Origin of the sequence: Achromobacter sp. ACM04, from assembly GCF_014851465.1 — a bacterium.
In the GTDB taxonomy this organism is placed as follows: Bacteria; Pseudomonadota; Gammaproteobacteria; order Burkholderiales; family Burkholderiaceae_B; genus Achromobacter; species Achromobacter aegrifaciens.
This window is the reverse complement of the sequence record NZ_JACUZS010000002.1, coordinates 780,056-796,791: the sequence shown is the minus strand read 5'-3', so window position 1 is coordinate 796,791 and position 16,736 is coordinate 780,056. Positions and strand designations below refer to the sequence as shown.

General features: G+C 66.6%; 10 protein-coding genes. 1 reads left to right on the top strand and 9 read right to left on the bottom strand.

The features are described 5' to 3' along the window. Nucleotides 1-99: 99 nt before the first annotated feature. Nucleotides 100-2,973: an aminomethyl-transferring glycine dehydrogenase gene (gcvP, locus tag IB259_RS14500; RefSeq protein ID WP_192329368.1), complete on the top strand. Its 2,874-nt coding sequence runs from the start codon at nucleotides 100-102 to the stop codon at nucleotides 2,971-2,973. Between the two features lie 96 nt (nucleotides 2,974-3,069). Here gcvP and IB259_RS14495 read toward each other — a convergent pair whose 3' ends face one another. From IB259_RS14495 to IB259_RS14455, 9 genes are all read right to left on the bottom strand, one after another. Next, a complete protein-coding gene (locus IB259_RS14495) occupies nucleotides 3,070-5,043 on the bottom strand; it encodes a DUF945 family protein (RefSeq protein WP_175180589.1) in 1,974 nt (657 codons plus the stop codon). 238 nt (nucleotides 5,044-5,281) lie between these two features. Next, nucleotides 5,282-6,757, bottom strand: coding sequence for a M81 family metallopeptidase (locus IB259_RS14490; RefSeq protein WP_175161328.1), 1,476 nt, complete (start codon nucleotides 6,755-6,757; stop codon nucleotides 5,282-5,284). Between the two features lie 33 nt (nucleotides 6,758-6,790). After that, nucleotides 6,791-8,200: an amidase gene (locus tag IB259_RS14485; protein WP_054451989.1), complete on the bottom strand. Its 1,410-nt coding sequence runs from the start codon at nucleotides 8,198-8,200 to the stop codon at nucleotides 6,791-6,793. A 32-nt stretch (nucleotides 8,201-8,232) separates the two neighbouring features. Beyond that, complete coding sequence (locus IB259_RS14480; protein WP_054451988.1) at nucleotides 8,233-9,924, bottom strand: ABC transporter ATP-binding protein; 1,692 nt, start codon at nucleotides 9,922-9,924, stop codon at nucleotides 8,233-8,235. Between the two features lie 5 nt (nucleotides 9,925-9,929). Next, nucleotides 9,930-10,835 carry an ABC transporter permease gene (locus tag IB259_RS14475; protein WP_192329366.1) on the bottom strand — a complete coding sequence of 302 codons (906 nt, stop codon included), beginning with the start codon at nucleotides 10,833-10,835 and terminating at the stop codon, nucleotides 9,930-9,932. 4 nt (nucleotides 10,836-10,839) lie between these two features. Further along, nucleotides 10,840-11,781: an ABC transporter permease gene (locus IB259_RS14470; protein WP_054451986.1), complete on the bottom strand. Its 942-nt coding sequence runs from the start codon at nucleotides 11,779-11,781 to the stop codon at nucleotides 10,840-10,842. Between the two features lie 26 nt (nucleotides 11,782-11,807). After that, a complete protein-coding gene (locus IB259_RS14465) occupies nucleotides 11,808-13,373 on the bottom strand; it encodes an ABC transporter substrate-binding protein (RefSeq protein ID WP_054451985.1) in 1,566 nt (521 codons plus the stop codon). Between the two features lie 82 nt (nucleotides 13,374-13,455). Next, nucleotides 13,456-14,964: a M81 family metallopeptidase gene (locus IB259_RS14460; protein WP_192329364.1), complete on the bottom strand. Its 1,509-nt coding sequence runs from the start codon at nucleotides 14,962-14,964 to the stop codon at nucleotides 13,456-13,458. Nucleotides 14,965-15,169: 205 nt separating this feature from the next. After that, nucleotides 15,170-16,663 (bottom strand): CoA-acylating methylmalonate-semialdehyde dehydrogenase, encoded by a 1,494-nt coding sequence (locus tag IB259_RS14455; protein WP_054451983.1) that lies wholly within the window; start codon nucleotides 16,661-16,663, stop codon nucleotides 15,170-15,172. Nucleotides 16,664-16,736 lie beyond the last annotated feature (73 nt).

Genomic DNA, 16,736 nt, shown 5'->3' with positions numbered 1-16,736 from the left:
GCCTGGCTGGAACGGGCGCAGGGCACCCGCCACGCGCCTGTTCCGCAAGATGCAATACCGTCCGTCCTCCGACGACACCCGCTATCCCGAGACCTCTCCATGTCGCGCGCCCTAGACACCCACACCGACTTCATTCCCCGCCACATCGGCCCTTCCGACGCCGACCAGGCCGCCATGCTTGCCGTCATCGGCAGCGCCAGCCTGGACGCCCTGATCGAAGAAGTCGTGCCGCCCAAGATCCGCAGCCAGGCCCCGCTGGCGCTGCCCGCCTCGCGCAGCGAAACCGACGTGCTGGCCGAACTGAAGCAGATCGCCGGCCGCAACAAGGTCTACCGCAGCTACATCGGCCAGGGGTACTACGGCACGCAGACGCCCAACGTGGTGTTGCGCAACATTCTTGAGAATCCCGCCTGGTACACGGCCTACACGCCTTACCAGCCCGAGATCTCGCAGGGCCGCCTCGAAGCCCTGCTGAACTACCAGACCATGGTCGCGGACCTGACCGGGCTGGACATCTCCAACGCCTCGCTGCTGGACGAAAGCACCGCCGCCGCCGAAGCCATGACGCTGGCGCGTCGCAGCGCCAAGTCGAAGAGCCCGGTGTTCTTCATTTCGCGCCACGTGCATCCCCAGACCATCGAAGTCGTGCGCACGCGCGCCGAAGGCCTGGACATCGAGATCACCATCGGCGACGAGGCCGAAGGCCTGCCCGAGTGCTTCGGCATGCTGCTGCAGTACCCGCACAGCACCGGCTCCGTCGCCGACTACCGCAAGCTGGCCGAAGCCGCGCATGCGCAAGGCGCCATCGTGGCCGTCGCGACTGACCTGCTGGCGCTGGCCCTGCTGGCCGCGCCCGGCGAATGGGGCGCGGATATCGCCATCGGTTCGGCCCAGCGCTTCGGCGTGCCGTTCGGTTTCGGCGGCCCGCATGCCGGCTTCATGGCCTGCAAGGACGCCTTCAAGCGCAACATGGCTGGCCGCCTGGTCGGCGTGTCCAAGGACGCGCAGGGCAACCCGGCCATGCGCCTGGCGCTGCAGACGCGCGAACAGCACATCCGCCGCGAAAAGGCCACTTCCAACATTTGCACCGCGCAAGTGCTGCTGGCCGTGATGGCTGGCATGTATGCCGTGTGGCACGGTCCGGCCGGCATCCGCCGCATCGCCGAGCGCGTGCAGCGCAGCACCGCCATCCTGCGCGCCGAGCTGGTCAAGCTGGGCGTGAAGGTCGTCAACGACACCTTCTTCGACACGCTGCTGCTGGAAACCGGGGCGGCCACGCCCGCCATCCTGACCGCCGCCGATTGCGCGCACATCAACCTGCGCCGCGTCGATGGCGCCCGCCTGGCGGTGTCGCTGGACGAGACCGTGACCGCGGCTGACCTGCAGGCGCTGGTCAACGTCTTCGCCGCCGGCCTGGAACGCGATGACGTCGAACTCGACATCGACGCGCTGGACGCGGCCGCCGCCAGCGGCATTCCCGCCGGCGTGGCGCGCGAAAGCGCGATCCTGACGCACCCGGTGTTCTCCAGCGTGCAGTCGGAAACCGACATGCTGCGCTACCTGCGCAAGCTGGCCGACAAGGATCTGGCGCTGGACCGCACCATGATTCCGCTGGGCTCGTGCACCATGAAGCTCAACGCGACCGCCGAGATGATCCCCATCACCTGGCCCGAGTTCGCGCTGATCCACCCGTTCGCGCCGGCTTCGCAAAGCCAGGGCTACAACGAACTGATCGACCGCCTGTCGGCCGCGCTGTGCGAGATCACCGGCTACGACAACATCAGCCTGCAGCCCAACTCGGGCGCGCAGGGCGAGTACGCAGGCCTCCTGGCCATCCGCGGCTACCATCAGGCCAACGGCCAGCATCAGCGCAACATCTGCCTGATCCCGTCGTCGGCGCACGGCACCAACCCGGCCTCGGCGCAACTGGCCGGCATGGACGTGGTGGTGGTGGCGTCGGATGCCAACGGCAACGTCGATCTGGCCGACCTGCGCGCCAAGATCGAACAGGTCGGCGACAAGCTGGCCGCTTTGATGATCACGTATCCGTCGACCCACGGCGTGTTCGAGGAAGCCGTCACCGAGATCTGCGATCTGGTGCACCAGGCCGGCGGCCAGGTCTACCTGGACGGCGCCAACATGAACGCGATGGTGGGCGTGGCCCAGCCGGGCAAGTTCGGTTCGGACGTGTCCCACCTGAACCTGCACAAGACCTTCTGCATTCCGCACGGCGGCGGCGGCCCCGGCGTGGGCCCCGTGGCGGTGCGCGCGCACCTGGCTCCGTACCTGCCGGGCGTGGTGAACGAGCAGGGCAAGCTGCCTGGCGACGCCAAGGTCGGCCCGGTGTCGGCCGCGCCGTTCGGTTCCGCGGGCATCCTGCCGATTCCGTTCGTGTACATCTCGCTGATGGGCGCCGACGGCCTGCGCCGCGCCACCGAAGTCGCCATCCTGAACGCCAATTACATCGCCACCCGCCTGCGTGACCACTATCCGGTCCTGTACGCGGGCCGCAACGGCCGCGTGGCGCACGAGTGCATCCTCGATGTGCGTCCGCTCAAGGAAACCAGCGGCATCAGCGCCGAAGACATCGCCAAGCGCCTGATGGACTACGGCTTCCATGCGCCCACCATGAGCTTCCCGGTGGCCGGCACGCTGATGGTCGAGCCGACCGAATCGGAAGGCGTTGCCGAACTGGACCGCTTCATCGACGCGATGATCTCGATCCGCGAAGAAATCGCCCAGGTCGAGCGCGGCGAGCGCGATGCCGAGGACAACGTCCTGAAGAACGCGCCGCACACCGCGCAGATGCTGCTGGCCGAGGAATGGCTGCACGCGTACCCGCGCCAGCAGGCCGCCTACCCGGTGGCCTCGCTGCGCGACGCCAAGTACTGGCCGCCGGTTGCCCGCGTGGACAACGCCTATGGCGACCGCAACCTGGTGTGCGCCTGCTTGCCGATCGAAGCCTACGCATAAATGCGGGCCGGGAGGCCCGGCGCGAGCCGGGCCCAAGGCAAAAAAAATCCCCCATCCGAAAGATGGGGGATTTTTTTGTCTTGCGTCAGCCGAGGTTTACTTCGCCGGCGCGGCCTTGCTGGCCACCGAGAAGTCTTCCGCGATGCTGAAGAATGTGTTGAGCATGATCTGCAGGTTTTCCTTGCCGATGCCGCCTTCCGAGTTCATGTCCATCTGCAGCACGGCCCGGTTCTTGTCGTCCAGGTAGGCGCGGGTCCAGCGGTATTCCTGGTTCCAGGCGTTGATGGCCTTGAGCGAGACCGGCTTCTTGCTGCTGTAGGTCGCGGTCACGACGAGGTCATGGCACTTCTCGGTGAAGTCGTTGCACAGGAAGTCGACGCGCAGCTCGCTGGCGCCGGTGTCGCGGGGATCCAGGATCAGGACGGGACCTTCGTCGCCGTCTTGCTTGCGGGGGTTGTAGACCATGTCGTCCAGCATGGTCGTCACGGTGTCCAGGTCGAAGTCCTGCATGTAGCCGGCCACGGACGCGGTGTCGGAGGGCGCGGCAAGTTCCGCGCCTTCGGCCGGTTCGCCTTCCTCTTCCATGCCGTCCATGTCATCCATGTCGTCGTCCATTCCGGTCGCGCCCAGCAGGCCCGAGAACAGTTCGTCGGCGGGGATCTTCTGGCCGTTCAGGTCGCCCATGCCATCGGCGTAGTGGAACTTGCCGATGATGTTGTCGCCGTCGTTCTTGCCGACGTTGAGCATTTCAGCCATGCCGGACATCGAGCGCATCTGGTCGTCGGCTTCCTCGGCCGCCTTTTCCGCGGTCAAGCCTTGCTTCTTGACGGCGTACTGGACGATCAGTTCGCGCACCATGGGCTTGGAGATGACCAGCGTCGCATCGATCTGCTTGATGGCCTTGACCATGATCTCCTGCGGCGTCAGGTCCTTGACGTTGGGCGGATTGGTCAGGTCCAGCGCGAAGGTCAGCTTGCTTTCGCCCTTGTCGGTCTTCCAGCTGATCGGGTCGATGCTGAACGTGGGGTTGCCGTTGAGCAGCTTGCCGGCGTTTTCCAGCACGGCGTCGAACTGCTCGTCCTTCAGGCCTTCGTCGCTGGCGCCCAGCATGTACTGGCGCACGATCTGGTTGTAGGTGTCCGACAGCTGCTTGATGGCGGCGCCGTCCAGCTTGGCGAGCTTGATCACGGCCTGGCCGTTGCCCAGCGCCACGTCGTTGAGCGTGATGGTGCCGGTCTGGTAGGTGGCTTCGACGTTGACGTTCTTGTCGTCTTCGGCCAGCTTGACGCCGTAGCCCAGATTGTCCACCGAGACCTTGATGTCGTCGCCGGCGCGGGTCACGTCGAGGCGCTTGAGCTTGACGCTGGAATCTCCGATGGAGAGGCCGAACTTGCCCATGCGGCTGTCTACGTCCATGGTCAGGCCGGACATCAGCATCTTGACGGGATCATCCGACTTTTCGCCGTCCACCGACAGCGTTTCGACCAGGGCGTGCGCCGTGACGGCCTGCAGCGCGCGGTCGAAGGTGCCGTTGATCGCCATGCCGCTGAAATTGACGGCGTTGCCTTCGTGCGTGATCTGCACGGGGGCAATATTGGCGGTGGAGGTGGCGAAGCCGCCGAAACTGATGACCGTGTCGGCGCTCAGGGGCGCGACGCCCTTGGTCAGCTCGAACAGTTCCTTGATGTTGTCGGTCTTGGCGAGCTCGGCGTGCGTGAACGCCAGCTTGGGCGCGATGGCGCCGCGCGCCAGGGCGCTCTTGGGGAAGGGGCCGTGTTCGATGGACGCATCGAACTCGATCATGCCCTTGGGCATGTCTTCGGCGACCTTGTCGCCCTTGACCAGCGACACGCCGTAGCGCGCCTGCGTCGAGAACAGGCCACGCTCGTACTTCAGCTGATCGATGCGCAGACCGAACAGGGGCGTGATCTTGGCCAGCTTTTCATTGGCTTCCGCCAGGTGGCGCTGCGAGCTTTCCTCGATGCGCTTGCCGGTGTACCACGTGGCCCCGACCCAGCTTCCCGCTCCCACTATGACCACGCCCAGGGTGATCGCTACGCTCTTTTTCATCGTTCTGCTTGTATCGTTGATTATCGAGTCATATCCGGTGAACGGCGGCTGCTTCTGGCCGCCGGACGCCGTTACTGACGCCCGCCATCGGAATACGCGTATTCATCGGCCTGTAAGGCCCGCGGCGAGTATACCGAGGCCGATGGTCATCTGAGGGCGCTCGCCGTTACAGAAGATTTCAAAATGAAAGCCGGCGCAGTTGCGCCGGCTTTCCGGGGTACAGCGACGGCGGTCCGGTTTACATCGGATCGAGGGGATAGATGGGGCGGCGCACGTGCTTGAAATCAAGCTGGCCGTAGTCCGAGGTGGTCACCCCCACGCCGGTGCATTCGATGACCTGCGTTGCCATGTCGGAAAAGCCCGCGCGCCAATGCACGCGGCTCTTGAGCACGACATAGCGTTTTTGCAGCGGATCGATGCCGGCCGACAGCAGGCAGTTGATGTCGAACGGCTCCTGGTGACGGGACACCACCACGATTTCCACGCGGCCTGTGTCGATCACGACTGTCAGGCCGGTGTCGTTGCGCACGCCGCGGTACATGGGGCCGCGGTTCAGGTAGACGCCGTCGAACACCAGCTTGACGCGGCCGGTAACCTCCAGCGGCTCGCTGGGCTCCTTGATGGCGGGCATGGCGAGCTTGCCGCCGAGCTGGATCGTGATCGTCTGGCCCACGCCTGCCGCGGCCGCGTCGAGTGCGGCCTGCGGGTCGCAAATGGCATAGAAGACCACGTTCTCCAGTTCCTGGCGCAGCACCTCGGCCAGCACGGCGGTGGTGTCCATGGTGCCGCCGGAACCGGTATTGTCGTAATGGTCCAGCAGCACGACCGGGCCTTGTTCGATGGCCTTGGCGCGGGCTATGGTAGGCGCCAGCGGCTCCGGGTGGAATACCCAGTCGGCGCGGCCGTTCCAGGCCTGGTCCAGCAGTTCGTCGCGGTGGCGCTGCGCCTGGGCCAGGTTGCCGTCGGTACAGACCACGGCGCTCAGGCCGGCTTCGCGGATGTCGGCGTGGGGGAATCCCACGAAGACGGAGGCGGCCAGGACGCCGCCGGCTTCCAGTTCCTTGCAGCGTTCCTGCAGCGGCCTGTTGGGCGCCGCGTGGGTGCCTTGGCACATGATGTGCGGCAGCATGGGCTTGTTGGCCCAGGACATGACAGGCTTGATCTCGCCCTTCAGGGTGCGCGCGATCACGTTCGCGGCGCGCAGGCCGGCCGCGCGGATGTCCACGTGCGGATAGGTATGGAAGCCGGTGATGACCGTGGCATGCTTGACGATGTCGTCGTAGATATTGGCGTGCATGTCCAGCGTCACCGCCACGGGCGTGTGCGGATCGATCTCGCGCAGGCGGCGCAGCAGGTCGCCCTCGGCGTCCTCCACGCCTTCGGCGACCATGGCGCCGTGCAGGTCGAGCAGGATGGCGTCGTAGCCGCCGCGCTGGACCTCGTCCAGGACCAGCTTGCATAGCCGTTCATGGGTTTCGGCGCTGGCGGGGCCGCTGGGCCAGGATTCGGCCGCCACGGGCACGACCATCTCGGCGCCTTCGCGGCGCGCCACTTCGATATAGCCGCCCAGCCCGCTGTCGGTGTTCTCGTAGGCCTTGATGGCGCGGTCGCCGGCCAGGACCTCGGGGTTGCCGCGAAAGAAGCGCTCAAGCGGGGTAGGCACGGGCGAAAACGTATTCGTCTCGTGCTTGATCATTGCCAAAAGCCAACGCATGGGAATTCCTGTGGGTTTGCTGTTGAGGATCGGTCAGGCCGCCCGGGGCGGCTGCGGCCAGGGGTGTTGTTCGGGTCGCATGGCTTCCCAGGCGCGCGCCATGCGCAGCACGCCCAGGTCGTCAAAGCGCGCGCCGGCGATCTGCAGGCCGATGGGCAGGCCGGCCTTGGTGTAGCCGCAATTGACGGACGCCGCCGGCTGTTCGCTCATGTTGTACGGGAGCGTGAATCCGATGTGGTGCATGGTGGTCGCGACCTCGTTGGTGGGCGACGGCCATTCGGCGTTGTAGGCGACCACCGGGGCCACGGGCGAGAGCACGTAGTCGTAGGGCGCGCAGGCCGCGACCGTCTTGGCGCGCACGTTCATGGTCTCGTAGTAGCTGCGGAATACGGCTTCGCCGGACTGGCCGCCGCCGCTTTCCGCCCAGGTGCGGATGAAGGGCAGGATCTTGTCGCGGCGGGCCTGCGGCAAGGCCGACAGATCGATGGCCGAGCGCGTGCGCCAGAAGCGGTCCACGCCCTCCAGCATGTCGGGCGTCATCCAGGGCTGCATCGGCGTCACGATGGCGCCGGCGGCCTCGAAGGCGCGGGCAGCGGCCTCGACCGCGGCGCGGATTTCCGGGTCCAGGGGCAGGCCGCAGCCCGCATCCATCAGCAAGCCGATGCGCAGGCCGCGCAGGTCGAGTTCCAGGTCCAGCCAGTCGAAGTCCTGGTAGGGCAGGCTCATGTGGTCGCGCGCGTCGGGCTGCGACAGCACGCCCATCATGAGCGCCGAGTCGGCGACGGTGCGCGTCATGGGGCCGGCGCAGCGGCCCATGAACGGCGGGTCGATGGGAATGCGGCCCAGGCTGGGCTTGAGCGTGGCAATGCCGCACCAGGCCGCTGGCAGACGCACGGAACCGCCGATGTCGGTGCCGATATGCAGCGGGCCGTAGCCTGCGGCAGCCGCGGCGCCCGCGCCGGCGCTGGAGCCTCCGGGGTTCTTGGAAAGGTCCCAGGGATTGCGGGTCAGTTCATGGAAGCTGGACAGTCCCGAGGACAGCATGCCGAAGTCGGGCATGGTGGTCTTGCCCAGCAGCACGGCGCCCGCCTCGCGCATGCGGGCGGCCGGCGGTGCATCGGCGGCGGCAGGCTTCAATTCCGTTGCTGCCGTGCCCAGCGGCACCGGCACGCCGCGCGTGGCGATGTTTTCCTTGATGGTGGCGGGCACGCCGTCCAGCGTGTGCCCGCCGGTCGCCAGCGGTTCGCCCTTCATCCAGCGAGCCTCGGAGGCGCGGGCCTGCGCCAGCGCGCCATCCGCATCCAGCGCGTAGGTGGCCTTCAGCTGGGGTTCCCAGCGGGCGATATGCTCCAGCACCGAGCGGGTGACTTCGACGGGCGAGAGCGTCTTGTCGCGGTAGGCCTGGAGCAGCTCCACGGCGGACAGTTCATGCGGTTGCGGCATTTCGGTTCCAGTGTGTGTACAGGCTGCGAGTTTCAGGGCGCGGCCGCGTGGCCCAGGCCGGCGGCGACAGGCCGGAAGTTGCGGAAGTCCCAGTCGCGTCCGGGGGCGGCGTCGATCAGGGCCCGCGTGTATTCGTGGCGCGGTTCGGTCAGCACGGTTTCGGCGGAGCCGGTTTCGACGACCTTGCCTCGCTGCATGACCATGATGGTGTCGCAGATCTGTGCCGCCACGCGCAGGTCGTGGGTGATGAACAGCACGCCCACGCCGGTGCGCTGGCGCACCTGTTCCAGCAGTTCCAGCACCTGCGCCTGCACCGACACGTCCAATGCGGACACGGCTTCGTCGGCCACCAGGACCTCGGGGTCCATGACCAGGGCGCGCGCGATGCAGATGCGCTGGCGCTGGCCGCCGGAGAACTGGTGCGGGTAGCGGTTCATTGCGTCCGGACTCAGGCCCACCACGCTCAGCGTTTCGCCGGCGCGCTTCAATGCCTGCTCGCGGGCCACGCCGAAGTTCAAGAGGCCCTCGATGATGGACTCACCGACGGTGCGGCGCGGATTCAGCGAACGGTACGGATCCTGGAACACGATCTGGATGCGGCGGCGCACAGGACGCAGCGCCGAGCCGGACAGGGTGCTGAGGTCTTCGCCGCCCATCATCATGTGGCCGGCGGTGGGTTCGATCAGGCGCACGATGCAGCGCGCCACGGTCGACTTGCCTGAACCGGACTCGCCCACGATGCCCAGGATCTCGCCCTTGCGCAGCGTCAGGTTGACGTCGGCGGCCGCGATCACGTTGCGCGCGGCCTGGCGCGAGAACAGCGAACTCTTGGTGCCGTAGGTGCGGCCCAGACCCTTGACGTGCAGCACCGGCATGCCGGCCGGCGCCTCGCGGCGCGAGGGCACCAGGCTGGGTACGGACGACACCAGGCGACGGGTATAGGACTGCTTGGGCTCGGCCAGGATCTCGTTGCGCGTGCCGCTTTCGATCAGGTCGCCGCGGTTCATCACCACGATGCGGTCGGAGATCTCGGCCACCACGCCGAAGTCGTGGGTGATGAACAGCACCGCGGTCTGGTGCTTGACCTGCAGTTCCTTGATGAGCGCCAGAATCTGCTTCTGCGTGGTGACGTCCAGCGCCGTGGTCGGCTCGTCCGCGATCAGCAGCTTGGGCTCCAGGATCAGCGCCATGGCGATCACGATGCGCTGGCGCTGGCCGCCCGACAACTGGTGCGGATAGGCTTCGAAGATGCGTTCGACGTCTGGCAGGTGCACCGATCGGAACATGTCCAGCACCTTGGCGCGGCGTTCCGCGGCCGACATCTGCTTGCGGTGCAGGCGCAGCACTTCGTCGACCTGCTTGCCCACGGTGTGCACGGGGTTCAGCGCGGTCATGGGTTCCTGGAACACCATGGCCATGCGCGTGGCGCGCATCTCGCGCAGGCGGCGCTGCGTGGCCGTGACCACGTCTTCGCCTTCCACGCGGATCGAACCCGCGCTGACGCCCAGCACGCCGGGAGGCAGCAGGCCCATGACGGCCAGCGAGGTGACGGATTTGCCGGAGCCGGATTCGCCGACCACGCACACGGTTTCGCCGGCATGCACGTCCAGGCTCAGGTTGCGCACGACGCGGTTGCCGGCGCCGGCGACTTCCACCGAGAGGTTGCGGATGGCCAGGATGGCGGTCGAAGTATCGCCCGCGGGAGGAGTGGGGGAATAGGTCATCGGCATCAGATCCTGCGCACCATTTTCGGGTCCAGCGCGTCGCGCAAGGCGTCGCCCAGGATGTTCACGCTGAGCACGGTCAGCGACAGGAACAGGCCGGGGAACAGGATCAGGCCGGGCAGCATGCGGAAGTACATGCGTCCTTCGGACATGATGTTGCCCCAGGAGGCGATCTCGGGCGGGATGCCCGCGCCCAGGAAGCTCAGGATGGCTTCGGTGAGCATGGCGGACGCGAACACATAGGTGCCCTGTACCGTCAGCGGCGCGATGGTGCTGGGCACCATGTGGCGCCACAGCAGCAGCGGCAGCGGCGTGCCCAGGGCCAGTGCGGCTTCGACATAGGGTTCGCCGCGCACGGTCAGGATCTGGCCGCGCACCAGCCGCACCACGCGTGGAATTTCGGGGATGGTGATGGCGACCAGAACGGTGGTGATGCTGGCGCCAGTGACCGATACCAGGGCGATCGCCAGCAGGATGCCGGGGATGGCCATGATGGCGTCCATGGTGCGCATGATCAGCCCGTCCAGTGAACGGAACCAGCCCGCGATCACGCCGATGACCAGGCCGATGGCGACGCTGACCAGCGCCGCGCCCAGGCCCGCGATCAGCGAGACGCGCGCGCCGTAGGCCACGCGCGACCAGACGTCGCGGCCGAAGGCGTCGGTGCCCAGCAGGTAATCGGAGAAGGGCGGCTTCAGGCGCGCGCCGGGGTTGATCGAGGTGGGGTCGACGGTACCCAGCAGCGGCGCGAACAGCGCGATGGCGACGACGGCCACCAGCACGATCAGCGCCAGCATCACGGGCCAGCTTTTGAGGCCCAGGCGGATCTGGCGCCAGGCGGTGGCTTGGGGTGTGCCGCCGCCGGGGAGATCTGCGGCCGCTTGCGCGGCGGCATCGATTGGCGTTTGCATGGTGTTAGTACCTGATCCGAGGGTCGAACACCGTGTAGGCGCAATCGACAACAAGATTGATGAACACGTAGACGAACGCGAAGAAGAGCGTCAGGCCCTGGATGACGGGGTAATCGCGCGCGAGCACGGCTTCCACCACCAGCCGGCCCAGGCCGGGGATGTTGAACACCGATTCGGTCACGACCACGCCGCTGATCAGCAGCGCGATGCCCAGGCCCACCACCGTGGCGATGGGCACGGCGGCGTTGCGCAGGGCGTGGCCCAGCAGCACGCCGGTTTCGCCCAGGCCCTTGGAGCGCGCCGTGCGGATGAAGTCCTCGCCCATGACCTCGATGACGCTGGTGCGCGTGATGCGCGCGATCAGCGCCACGTAGACCGTGGACAGGGCCAGCGACGGCAGGATGAGGCGGTGCAGGTACGGCCAGAAGCCCTTGGCCAGCGGCGCGTAGCCCTGCACGTTGAACCAGCCCAGCTTGATGGCGAAGAGCCAGATCAGCAGGTAGCCCGTGACGAAGACCGGCACCGAGAATCCCAGCACCGAGAAGCCCATCACGGCGCGGTCCAGCAGCTTGCCTTGGCGCCATGCAGCCAGCACGCCCAGCGGAATGGCGACGAGCAGGGTGAACACCAGGGTCAGCACCGCCAGGCTGAGCGACGGTTCCAGGCGCTGGCCGATCAGCTTGGTGACCGGCACGCCCGACATGAGCGAAGTGCCCAGGTCGCCTTGCAGGAGCTTGCCGCCCCAGATGAAGAACTGCTTGATGACCGGCTGGTCCAGGCCCATCGTCTGGCGTATCTGGACGATGCGCTCGGGCGTGGCGCCGTCGCCCGCCATGATGATGGCCGGATCTCCCGGGCTGAAACGCAATATCGCGAAGACCACCACCGCGACCATCACCAGAACGGGGATGGTCGCGAGGAGCCGGCGTGAGACAAATGCCAGCATGTATTTCCCCCTGAACTACTTGCCCATCAAGGGGCTTTCTTGACGTTCCAGAACGCGAACACCGGCGCGTGCACCAGGCCCGAGAGCTTGGTCGAGTAGACGGTGGGCACGGACATCTGGCCCAGCGGCACGTACAGGCCTTCATCGATGCCGATGCGCTGCACTTCCTCGGCGATCTTCTTCTGTTCCGCGGGGTCGGAGGTCAGCGCCATCTTGGTGCGCAGCTCTTCGATCTGGGGGAAGTCGGGCCAGCCGAACCAGGCGTTGTCGCCGTTGGCCGCGGCCGGGGCGGAACGGACCGGGTCCATCACGTCGGTGGCGTACCAGTTGGTGTTGTGGATGTTCCAGCCGCCTTCCGCGGGCGCAGCCTTCGAGGCGCGGCGCGTTGCGACGCTTTGCCAGTCCATCGCGGCCAGGTTGACGTTGAAGCCGGCCTTGCGCAGCGCCTGCGCCATCACCACCGGCTGCGCCGACAGCGTACCGACGTCGGTCGCGTGCATGACCAGGATGGGCGTGTTGTCGTAGCCCGCTTCCTTCAGCAGCGCCTTGGCCTTCTCGATGTTGGACGGCACCACCATGTCCTTGCCGATGTCGCTTTCCAGCGGCGTGCCGCAACCCCACAGCGAGGCGCAGGTCTTCCAGTACTTCGGATTGCCGACCAGCGCCTTCATCACGTCTTCCTGGCCGATGGCGTACATCGCGGCCTGGCGCACCTTCTTGTTGTTGAAGGGCGGGTACTTGAAGTTGAAGCGGTACATCGTGAAGTAGCCGACCGGGCTGAGCGACTCTTCCTTCAGATCCTTGTTGCCTTCGATCATCGGCAGCAGGTCGTAGGGGAACTGTTCGACGAAGTCGATCTCGCCGCCCAGCAGCGCGTTGGCGGTGGTCAGCGCATCCGGCATGACGTCCCATTCGACCTTGTCGACGTTGACGACCTTGCCGCCGGCCAGGCCGCTTGCGGGTTCCTTGCGCGGCACGTAGTCGGCGTTCTTGGCGTAGACGGTTTTCACGCCCGGCTTGAATTCGATGACCTTGAACGGACCCGAGCCGGTCATGTCGGTGATGGGCTGGCCGATGGCCTGTTCGGCGATGCGCTTGGGCATCATGAACGGCGCGGTGCCGGTGGGCTTGGACAGGGCGCGCAGCGCCAGGTCCGTGGGTTCCTTCATGACGATGCGGAAATTCTTGTCGTCGATGACTTCGATCTTGTCGGTGAACTTCAGCAGCGTGCGGCCCATGCCGTCGCCGGCGGCCCAGCGCTTGATCGAAGCGACGCAATCCTCGGACGTCACCGGCTTGCCGTCATGCCATTTCTGGCCGTCGCGCAAGGTCATGGTGTAGGTCTTGCCGTCGGGGGAGACTTCCCACTTTTCCAGCATCTGCGGCTGGATCTTGTTGTCGGCGTCGGTGGCCAGCAGGGTGTCGTAAATCATGTAGCCGTGCCACGTCGTGATGTACGCGGTGGTGGCATGCGGGTCGGTCAGGCGCAGAGGCGAGTGCATCACCGACTTGATGACGGTCTCGGCGTAGGCGCCGTGAGCCATCATCATGGTGGCGCCGGCCAGCGCGGCCGCTCGGACGTACTTCAGCATGAATGTTCCCCTTGATGCGTGGTGAGCGGCGCCATCGCGCCGCTGCGTCGTTGGTCCGCCGCGCGGTGGCGGCGTGCGAGCTTCAGGCGGTAGCGGGCCCGCCCGAAAAGACAGGTCCGCAAGGCGCCATTCTGATGCCGGGACGCAACCGTGTCCATGGTTGTTTTGCCGCATCCATCAGCATGGAACCCGGGGCCGCGCATACCAGGATCTTTTCTGCGATGCCGGTGAAATCCGCGCGGAAGTGGGCGGAGCTCTTGACCACCAGGATCGCTGCGCGTTGCGGTTCCACGCCGGCGAAGCGGAACATCTCCTGGTCGGCCATCTGCACTTTGTTGGAGGCGACGATGATGCGTACGCCGCCTACGCGGAGGCAGGCGCTGGGGCCCAGGTCCATATGGAAGCCGCGATAGAAGGCGCCGTGCGTATCGAAGCGTCCATCTGAAGTTTTCTCGACGATGAACTCGGTGTCCAGCGGTTCATCGTCGGGAATACCCGAGTGTCCACCCAATGCAATACGTACCTTGTTTCCAGCGCCCGCGCGATGGGCCGCCAGCGCGGCCGCGGGGTCGACGATGAGGCCGATGGCGGTGTCGCGCGCATCGTGCCGGATCAGGGCGCGCAAGACGCCGGTGGTGTCCGAGCTGCCGCCCGCGCCCGGGTTGTCCTGCGCGTCGGCGATGACCACGGGTTTGTGCGCGTCGCGCGCCAGGCGCATGGCTTCCTGCACGGCTTCGTCGGGCGTGTAGAGCCTGCCGCCGAAGTCGCGTTCGGCGTTGAGCACGGCGCGCGCCATTTCGTCGGCAGCGGCGTCGGCGTCGGCTTGGGTGGCGCCATAGGCCCAAACGGTGGGCGCGCACTCGGGGAAGTCGGCTGCGGGAAAACCCGTGGCGAACGACAGGCTGAGGGCGCCGCGCGCTTCGATGTCGCCCACCATCTGGTACAGGCTGCGCGAGGGTTCGATGTCGGTGGACTGCCAGCACAGCGAAATCAGGTAGGGCAGCGCACGCAGGGCCACGCAGGGACGCGGCGCGCCCGCCAGCCGCGCGGCCAGCAGTTCGGCTGCGCGCTGCCCGGTTTCGGCCATGTCGATGTGAGGATAGGTGCGATAGCAGACCAGCGCGTCCGCGTGGCGCACCATGGCGCGGGTGACGTTGGCATGCAGGTCCAGGCTGGCCACGACAGGCACGTCCGGACCCACCAGCTCGCGCACGCGCTTGAGCAGTTCGCCTTCGCCGTCGTCCAGGTGTTCCGTGACCATGGCGCCGTGCAGGTCCAGATAGACGCCATCCAGCGGCAGCGCCTGCGACAGCCCCTGCAGGATCATCGCGCTGATGCGTTCGAACGCATCCTTGGTGACCGGACCCGAGGGGCTGGCCGCCGCCCAGGTAGCAGGTACCAAGGTGTGCCGTCCCATGGCTTCGATGAAGCCCGCCACCGGTATGTTGGCGCCCGCCACCGCCTGGAACATGGCGGGCCCGCTGACCAGCTTGGGCCAGCCCCCGCCTTTCTCGGCAAAATCTTCCCACGCCGCGCGCGAAGGCGCGAACGTATTGGTCTCATGCTGAAAGCCGCCTATCCCGATGCGCATCAGGATTCCCCTTGTCGTTTTTGATATGAGGAAGGCGCGGCTACGCCGCGCCCGTTTCAGTTCCCGCTGCAAACGGGCACAACGCAACTAACTGGCAAGATCGTCCCAAGCGGGGTCGCGCGGATCCGGCTTTGCCGGTCCGCAGCGACGCCCCCTTGAGGGGGGCCCGCCTGAGGGGGAAGCGCGCAGCGCTTCGGGGGTGGGCTCACTTCGCTACAGGCATGGTGAACTCGGCGCCCTTGGCGATGCTGTCGGGCCAGCGCTGCATCACGCTCTTGTAGCGCGAATAGAAGCGGATGCCTTCTTCGCCGTAGGCGTGATGGTCGCCGAACAGCGAGCGCTTCCAGCCGCCGAACGAATGCCAGGCCATGGGTACCGGGATCGGCACGTTGATGCCGACCATGCCGACCTTGATCTGGCGCGCGAAGGCGCGCGCCACGCCGCCGTCGGACGTGAAGCAGGCCACGCCATTGCCGAATTCATGGGCGTTGATCAGTTCGACTGCCGAGGCGAAGTCCGGCACGCGCACCACGCACAGCACAGGCCCGAAGATTTCTTCGCGGTAGATGTTCATGGCAGGCTTGACGTTGTCGAACAGCGTGCCGCCGAGGAAGAAGCCCTTTTCGTTGCCAGGTACCTTCAAACCGCGGCCGTCGACCACCAGCGTGGCGCCGGCGGCGATGCCGTCTTCGATATAGCCCACGACCTTGCCGCGATGCTGCGAGGTGACGAGCGGGCCCATCTCTGCATCGCCTTGCATGCCGTCCTTGACCACCAGCGCCTTGACGCGCGGCGTCAGGCGTTCGACCACCTTGTCGGCCACGTCGCCCACCGCCACCGCCACCGAGATGGCCATGCAGCGTTCGCCGGCCGAGCCATAGGCCGCGCCCATCAGCGCGTCGGTGACCTGGTCCAGGTCGGCATCGGGCATGACCACCATGTGGTTCTTCGCGCCGCCCAGCGCCTGCACGCGCTTGCCGCGGCGGGTGCCTTCGGCGTAGATGTATTCGGCAATCGGCGTCGAGCCGACGAAGGACAGGGCCTCGACGTCGGGATGCGCGATCAGCGCGTCCACCGCCTGCTTGTCGCCGTGCACGACGTTGAACACGCCTTCGGGCAGGCCGGCTTCGGCCAGCAGTTCGGCCAGGCGCACGGACGCCGACGGGTCGCGCTCGGAAGGCTTGAGCACGAAAGTGTTGCCGCAGGCGATGGCCACCGGGAACATCCAGCACGGCACCATCATGGGGAAGTTGAACGGCGTGATGCCGGCCACTACGCCCAGGGCCTGGCGCATGCTCCAGTTGTCGATGCCGCCGCCGATCTGGTCGGAGTATTGGCCCTTCATCAACTGCGGAATGCCGCAGGCGAATTCGACGATTTCGATGCCGCGCGTGACCTCGCCCTTGGCGTCGGAGAAGACCTTGCCATGTTCGCGGGTGATCAGTTCTGCCAGTTCGTCCTGATGCTTGTCCAGCAGCGCCTTGAAATTGAACAGGATGCGTGCGCGCTTGAGCGCGGGCGTTTCGGACCAGGCCGGAAACGCGGCCTTGGCAGCGGCCACGGCCAGCGCGACTTCGTCATTCGACGCCAGCGGAATGGACGCGGTGACTTCGCCGGTGGCGGGGTTGAAGCCGTCGGCGTAGCGGTTGCTGCGGCCGTCGTAGTGCTGGCCATTGATGAAATGCGGGATCTTCTTCATGGGAACGCTCGAATCTGGGGCTTTGAAAAATGCCACAGGGCGGCCGTCGGCCGCCCAGGCGAAAAACCGCCCC

Coding starts and splice junctions, on each gene's coding strand:
- IB259_RS14470 (WP_054451986.1), bottom strand. CDS start 11,781: ATGCTGGCATTTGTCTCACGCCGGCTCCTCGCGACCATCCCCGTTCTG.
- IB259_RS14485 (WP_054451989.1), bottom strand. CDS start 8,200: ATGCCGCAACCGCATGAACTGTCCGCCGTGGAGCTGCTCCAGGCCTAC.
- IB259_RS14480 (WP_054451988.1), bottom strand. CDS start 9,924: ATGACCTATTCCCCCACTCCTCCCGCGGGCGATACTTCGACCGCCATC.
- IB259_RS14490 (WP_175161328.1), bottom strand. CDS start 6,757: ATGCGTTGGCTTTTGGCAATGATCAAGCACGAGACGAATACGTTTTCG.
- gcvP (WP_192329368.1), top strand. CDS start 100: ATGTCGCGCGCCCTAGACACCCACACCGACTTCATTCCCCGCCACATC.
- IB259_RS14475 (WP_192329366.1), bottom strand. CDS start 10,835: ATGCAAACGCCAATCGATGCCGCCGCGCAAGCGGCCGCAGATCTCCCC.
- IB259_RS14455 (WP_054451983.1), bottom strand. CDS start 16,663: ATGAAGAAGATCCCGCATTTCATCAATGGCCAGCACTACGACGGCCGC.
- IB259_RS14495 (WP_175180589.1), bottom strand. CDS start 5,043: ATGAAAAAGAGCGTAGCGATCACCCTGGGCGTGGTCATAGTGGGAGCG.
- IB259_RS14460 (WP_192329364.1), bottom strand. CDS start 14,964: ATGCGCATCGGGATAGGCGGCTTTCAGCATGAGACCAATACGTTCGCG.
- IB259_RS14465 (WP_054451985.1), bottom strand. CDS start 13,373: ATGCTGAAGTACGTCCGAGCGGCCGCGCTGGCCGGCGCCACCATGATG.